Annotated in this window: 2 protein-coding genes; one reads left to right on the plus strand and one right to left on the minus strand. The window is 54.9% G+C overall.

The window, feature by feature from the left end:
• Nucleotides 1–167: 167 nt before the first annotated feature.
• The gene (locus tag ABYT07_RS20915) at nucleotides 168–1,130 is read left to right on the plus strand and encodes a ParB/RepB/Spo0J family partition protein (protein WP_372993922.1); all 963 of its coding nucleotides are present in this window, start codon (nucleotides 168–170) and stop codon (nucleotides 1,128–1,130) included.
• A gap of 40 nt (nucleotides 1,131–1,170) precedes the next feature.
• On the opposite strand, the gene ABYT07_RS20920 is transcribed toward ABYT07_RS20915, so the two are convergent.
• Entirely contained in the window at nucleotides 1,171–1,365 is a 195-nt protein-coding gene (locus ABYT07_RS20920; protein WP_372993923.1) for a hypothetical protein, read from the minus strand.
• Nucleotides 1,366–1,737: the final 372 nt, after the last annotated feature.

A 1,737-nucleotide genomic window follows, 5' to 3' on the forward strand; every position in this document is an offset into this window, starting at 1 on the left:
CCTGAACGTTGTAGGTCTGCACCTCTTCTGCCGCCTCCTCGGGTGGGGCGGGGTTCCCCGCGGGGAACCCCGCCCCACCCGAGGAGGCGGCAGAAGAGGTGCAGACCTACAACGTTCAGGGGCACCCTTTGCAAAACCGTGATCCCGTCCCTGCCCGGCGTGGTCCAATGGCCAGCGCTATTTCAGAAACGCTCGAGGCTACGACGGAGCGGGCCAGTGCCGAGGCGGCCATTCGGGCTGAAAACGATGCGCTTGCCTATGAACATGTCCGGCTCAAAAAGCTCGGCTTGATCACCGATCTGATCCAAACATCCGACGTTCATACCGATAAATTAACCCGTGACCGGTCAGCCAATGTTGACCCCGAATTGGCGGAGTTGAAGAAGTCGATCCAAGCCGTTGGTCTGTCCAACCCGATCCGGGTTGAGCAAACCGAAAATGGCTACGAGTTGATCCAGGGTTATCGGCGGCTGACAGCCTTTCGGGCATTGGCCGAAGAAACCGGTGATCCGCGATATACCCGCATCCCTGCGGCGCTGGTTCCCCGCGGGGAACCGCTGGTGGATTTGTACCGCAAGATGGTCGATGAAAACCTTGTGCGCAAGGATCTGTCATTTGGTGAAATGGCCCAGCTGGCTTTGTCTTATGCGCAGGATTCAGAGGGCGACGTGGGCGATGCGGTCAGCACGCTATATGCGTCGGCCTTAAAGCAAAAGAAAACCTATATTCGTCAATTTGCTCGTGTCATTGGTGACCTTGACGGCGCGCTGCGCTTTCCCGAGGCGATCCCGCGGGCGTTGGGGTTGGATCTTTACCGGTATTTCGAGGCGGGTGCTGATCATGCCGCCATCCTGAAAAATGTATTGGCTGCGCAGCCTGATCGCGATGCCGATGCCGAATTGGCCGTTCTGCGCGCCGCCTTGACGTCAAAGAAACCAGCGACCAAGGCTGCGGTGCGCTCGTCTTCAAAAACGTCGTTGCGTCTTGGCTTGCCGGAAGGAGAGATGCGCGTAACCGCGTCAGATGGCAAAGTCGAAATGCGCTTACCACGTGATTTTTCAGCGGTGAGTAAGGCGCGATTGCAGCGCGGCATCGAGGCGTTTCTGGCTGCATTGGATCAAACAGACTAAGCCTCTTTGAGGTTGAACTGCGTGGCCGCGAATTGCGAAACTAACGTTTGTTTTCTTGAACGTTGCGGGTGTTTTGATCTTGTGACACCCGCAGTGCAGGCAGAATTTTACGGCGCAATAAAGCCAATGCACCAAGGCAAAAGCCAAAGGCACCGCCGATGGCGTAGGCCACAATAAGGCCAGTGATGCCGTATCCTGAAGCCAGCGCAAAAAGGGCGCTGCCAAAACCTGCCAAGATACCCAAAATCAAACATAGGACGAGCATGAATATTTGGCCTTTTGGGTGTTGAACCTATCTGATGATAGCAATCAAGCGTCTAGAGATCGAACGCCGCCCAGGCAATCTTGGCGTGAGTTTAGGCCGCTGGCCATGCGACAGCTCAGACCAGTTTGCCTTAGTTTTGCTAAAATCTGCCAGATTTTGCAAGGGTGACAAGGGTGAGATGTGATGGCGAACTCGGCACCTGCAGCCTGGGTTTTACAGGTGAATTGGCTTACCCAGAGGACCCCTGTCCGATGGTAGGATTACGTCTAAATAATTGATAGTAATATATTTTTCATGGGTCTCGATTGTATTCTCGACAGATGGGGCACCGTCAATTACCTA

It is taken from the genome of Sulfitobacter sp., from assembly GCF_041552635.1.
In the GTDB taxonomy this organism is placed as follows: domain Bacteria; phylum Pseudomonadota; class Alphaproteobacteria; order Rhodobacterales; family Rhodobacteraceae; genus Sulfitobacter.

What these genes read in the sequence shown, in the direction of transcription:
- ABYT07_RS20915 (WP_372993922.1), top strand. Translation starts at nt 168, where the DNA reads ATGGCCAGCGCTATTTCAGAAACGCTCGAGGCTACGACGGAGCGGGCC.